The 4,245-nt window shown below is 57.6% G+C and carries 5 protein-coding genes and 1 tRNA gene; 3 read left to right on the forward strand and 3 right to left on the reverse strand.

What is annotated here, in order from left to right:
- The 3 genes from trpS to ACIQ39_RS18710 all read left to right on the forward strand — a co-directional run.
- Positions 1-1,051: tryptophan--tRNA ligase (trpS, locus tag ACIQ39_RS18700; RefSeq protein ID WP_396436091.1), on the forward strand; the 1,051-nt coding region annotated here is incomplete at its 5' end.
- A gap of 84 nt (positions 1,052-1,135) precedes the next feature.
- Positions 1,136-1,741, forward strand: a complete 606-nt coding sequence (locus tag ACIQ39_RS18705) for a LuxR C-terminal-related transcriptional regulator (protein WP_396436092.1) — start codon at positions 1,136-1,138, stop codon at positions 1,739-1,741.
- 10 nt (positions 1,742-1,751) lie between these two features.
- Positions 1,752-2,309 (forward strand): nuclear transport factor 2 family protein, encoded by a 558-nt coding sequence (locus tag ACIQ39_RS18710; RefSeq protein WP_396436093.1) that lies wholly within the window; start codon positions 1,752-1,754, stop codon positions 2,307-2,309.
- A gap of 27 nt (positions 2,310-2,336) precedes the next feature.
- On the opposite strand, the gene ACIQ39_RS18715 is transcribed toward ACIQ39_RS18710, so the two are convergent.
- The 3 genes from ACIQ39_RS18715 to serS form a co-directional block, all read right to left on the reverse strand.
- Positions 2,337-2,510 (reverse strand): hypothetical protein, encoded by a 174-nt coding sequence (locus tag ACIQ39_RS18715; RefSeq protein ID WP_396436094.1) that lies wholly within the window; start codon positions 2,508-2,510, stop codon positions 2,337-2,339.
- Between the two features lie 113 nt (positions 2,511-2,623).
- Positions 2,624-2,713: transfer RNA gene (locus ACIQ39_RS18720), tRNA-Ser, on the reverse strand.
- A 34-nt stretch (positions 2,714-2,747) separates the two neighbouring features.
- Positions 2,748-4,055: a serine--tRNA ligase gene (gene serS, locus ACIQ39_RS18725; RefSeq protein WP_396436095.1), complete on the reverse strand. Its 1,308-nt coding sequence runs from the start codon at positions 4,053-4,055 to the stop codon at positions 2,748-2,750.
- Positions 4,056-4,245 lie beyond the last annotated feature (190 nt).

Here is a 4,245-nt window from a genome sequence, read left to right on the forward strand (position 1 = left end):
CATCCCCGAAATACCGGAGCTCACCTGGCTCTTGACCTGCGTGACCGGCAAGGGCGTGCTCAACCGCGCCCACGCCTACAAAGCGGCGGTGGACAAAAACAACGCCGCAGGCCATGACACCGATGCTGACGTGACGGCAGGCCTGTTCATGTACCCGGTGCTCATGGGCGCAGATATTTTGATGTTCAAGGCGCACAAAGTGCCGGTGGGCCGTGACCAGATTCAGCACATCGAGATGGCACGCGACATGGCGGCCAGCTTCAACCATTTGTATGGCGAGCATTTCGTGTTGCCCGAGGCCGTGATCGAAGAATCTGTGGCGCTGCTGCCGGGCCTGGACGGCCGCAAGATGAGCAAGAGCTACGACAACACCATCCCGTTGTTTGCACCCGCTGCGCAAATGCGCAAGCAAATCGCAGGCATCGTCACCGACTCCAAAGCGCCGGGCGAGCCCAAGGCCACCGAAGGCTCAGCCCTGTTCCAGATTTACCAAGCCTTTGCCAGCGCCAACGAGACCGCCGCCATGGCGCAAGCCTATGCCGAGGGTATTGGCTGGGGCGACGCCAAACAAATGCTTTTTGAACGCATCGACCGCGAAATCGCGCCGATGCGCGAGCACTACCAAAGCCTGATCGAGCAGCCCGCGCAGATGGACAAAATTTTGCTGGCCGGGGCCGACAAAGCCCGCCAATTGGCCACGCCCTTTATGCGTGAATTGCGCCATGCGGTTGGCATCAGGCCTCTGTCATTTCAACGCGCCAGCACGGCCGCACAAAGCAAAACGCCCGCTCCCAGTTTCAAGCAATACCGCGATAAAGACGGCTTGTTTTATTTTAAATTTGTCGATCCCAAAGGGCAGGTGTTGCTGCAAAGCTTGGGCTTTTCTTCGCCCAAAGATGCGGGCCAGGCCATTGCTCGGTTAGAGTCCGAGGGAATGGCTTGTTTAAACAGCCTCGAATCGCTTTTAAATCCCCTTGATCAAGCCATGCGTGATTTAATATACCTTAATTTCTTACTTTTGCCCGATGCCCAAGCCAATAAACAAAAATGATTTTGTTGTTTTAACCAAAAAAATGCCTGAAAGCCTTTAAAACTGATATCCTTATACTTTCAGTTTAGCCCGGAGATTCAAAACATGACTGTTTACGTCATAGACGACCACCCCCTGATGCGTGATGCCCTCACGATGCTTCTTCACCGTGTAAAACCGGGGCTGAAAATCATTCCAATTCACAAATTAAACGTTGTCGAGTCGACCGTAGAAAAGAACGGTGCCCCCTCGCTCTTTTGTCTCGATTTGCAACTGCCAGACACCCTTGGCATGTCAGGTGTTCACCTGCTCAAGTCCAAGTACCCAGGTGTTCCTTTGGCTGTGGTCACCAGCGCCAGTGCCAGTGAGTTTGAAGAGCGTTGCCTTGAAGCCGGTGCAGACGCCTTCATCGAAAAATCTGACACGCCAATCCAAATCATCGCCTCCTTGCGCAGCCTGCTGATCAGCGATGAAGCCGCCGCCATCGAAGATGCTGCCAAGCCTGCTGGCCCGACCAAATTGTCCAAACGGCAAAAGCAATTGATCTTGATGCTCGACCAAGGTTTATCCAACCGCGAGATTGCCGAAAAGCTCGAAATCAGCGAGCACACGGTCAAGGTGCACTTCTGGCGTCTGTTCCGCCGCTTGGGTGTCAACAGCCGCACACAGGCTTTGCACTTTGCGCGCACCAATGGGTGGCTGGGGATTTGATTCAAGCCCCATGCCCGTTGTCTCCATCACCTTGTTGCCAGGTTATGCAGCGGACACCCAGCACCGCATGGTCAACCGAGTGGCCCAAGCGGTTCGCTCGGTGATCGTCACACCCGAGGCGGGCACCACGGTTTTCATCAACGAGGTCAGCACCTACCGCCGAGATGGGCAGGTGTTCAGCGGTGGCCGTGCGCCGCAGCCAGAGGCCTCTGAGTTGGTGAAGTCTTTTTTGCAAGCCATGCAAGCGGGCGACATGCCAAGTGCACAGCGATTTTTGCACCCGGACTTTGCCATGTGTTTTCCGGGTGGGGTGAAGATGCGCAGCTTGGCCGAGTGGCGTGATTGGGCCAAGTTGCGTTACAGCGCCTTGCACAAGGACTACGCGCAATTTGAAGAAAGTTGGCAAGGCGATGCCACCGTGGTGTTCTGCCAGGGCAGTTTGCGCGGCACTTGGCTCAACGCAGAGGCCTTTCAAGACGTCCGCTTCATCGACCGCATGGAAGTGCGCGATGGCTTGATCACACGCCAAGATGTGTGGAACGACCTGGCCGAACATCGCAGGACCTGATGACCCTGCTGCTGCTGCGGGACTGGCTCAGTCTTTGTCTTTGTCTTTGTTGATGATGTCGGGTGTCACGGCATCGATCACATTGACCACGGTCTTGGCACCGTAAATCACGGTGGATGCGGCCGCATCGGCAATCGCCAACACCGTACACGCTTGCAGCAAAGGGGTGAACAACAGTGTGGCGACGATCCAAGGCTTCATTGTTTTTTCCTTTGAATGTGTGTCAAGTGTGAACCGGCTTTGCTGATCCCAAGCCAGAGCCAAGACGCTTTCAAAAAAACCCCGCCATGTTGGAGCATGCGGGGTTTTGTTTTTGGCGGAGAGGGAGGGATTCGAACCCTCGGTAGTGTTGCCACTACGCCTGATTTCGAGTCAGGTACATTCGACCACTCTGCCACCTCTCCGGGTTCGGTTTCGTTTGTCGAAGCGAGTATTCTATCAGGCCGACAGCGTCGCTAAGCCGCCCATGTAGGGCCTGAGCACCTCAGGCACCGTGACCGAGCCGTCGGCGTTTTGGCAGTTCTCGAGCACCGCCACCAGCGCACGGCCCACGGCCAGGCCCGAGCCGTTCAAGGTGTGCACCAGCTCGTTTTTGCCTTGCGCGTTCTTGAAACGCGCCTGCAAACGGCGCGCCTGAAAGGCCTCGCAGTTGGACACCGAGCTGATCTCGCGGTAGGTGTTTTGAGCAGGCACCCAGACCTCCAGGTCATAGGTCTTGCTCGCGCCAAAGCCCATGTCGCCGGTGCACAGGCTCATCACCCGGTAAGGCAGGCCCAATTTTTGGAGGATGGCTTCGGCGTGGCCCGTCATGGCTTCTAAGGCCGCATCGCTGTGCTCGGGGTGCACGATTTGCACCATCTCGACTTTGTCAAACTGGTGCTGGCGGATCAGGCCGCGCACATCGCGCCCGCCACTGCCCGCTTCAGACCGAAAGCACGGGGTGTGCGCTGTCAGCTTGATCGGCAAATCGCTCTCGGCCAATACCTCGTCGCGCACCACGTTGGTGAGCGTCACTTCAGACGTGGGGATCAGGTACAGCGCCTGGCTTTCCTCGCCCTCTTGACCGCCCTTGTTGGCGGCGAACAAATCGGCCTCAAATTTGGGCAACTGGCCCGTGCCGCGCAGTGTGTCGGCGTTCACGATGTAAGGCGTGTAGCACTCGGTGTAGCCGTGCTCTTGGGTCTGCACATCGAGCATGAACTGCGCCAGCGCCCGGTGCAAACGCGCCACGGGGCCACGCATGAAGGTAAAACGTGCGCCGCTGAGCTTGGTGCCGGTGGCAAAGTCCAGGCCCAGCTTTTCACCGATGTCCACATGGTCTTTGACCTCAAAGTCAAAACGGGGCAAGCTGCCCCAGCGGCGCACCTCGACGTTGCCTTCTTCGCCCACGCCCACCGGCACCGATGGGTGGGGCAAATTGGGCACCGCCAGCAAAAGGGTTTGCAGTTCAGACTGGATCAGCTCCAGGCGCTCAGCCGAAGCGTCTAATTCAGACTTGATCGCGTCCACCTGCAGCATGGCCGCATCGGCCTCGGCATGCTGGCCCTTGCCCTTGAGCATGCCAATTTGCTTGGACAGGCTGTTGCGCTGGCTTTGCAGCGCTTCGGTGCGGGTTTGCAGCGTTTTGCGCTCACCCTCCAAAGCACAAAAAGCCTCTACATCCAGAAAAGGCTGGGGATTTTTACGGGTCTGCAGGCGCGCCACAACAGCGTCCAGATCTTTGCGGAGTAAAACAATGTCAAGCATGGCCTGATTGTAGTGATGCCTGCGCCTCACAATCTCGGCGGCCCGTCACACTGCACGTCACGGCGAGGCGCACAGCCCAACTCGCCGTCACTGCGAGGAGCGCAGCCCAACCCGCCGTCACTGCGAGGAGCGCAGCGACGTGGCAGTCCATGGATTGCCGCGCTTCGCTCGCAATGACGGCCGAAATCTA

Source organism: Limnohabitans sp., assembly GCF_044361645.1.
Lineage (GTDB): Bacteria > Pseudomonadota > Gammaproteobacteria > Burkholderiales > Burkholderiaceae_C > Limnohabitans_A.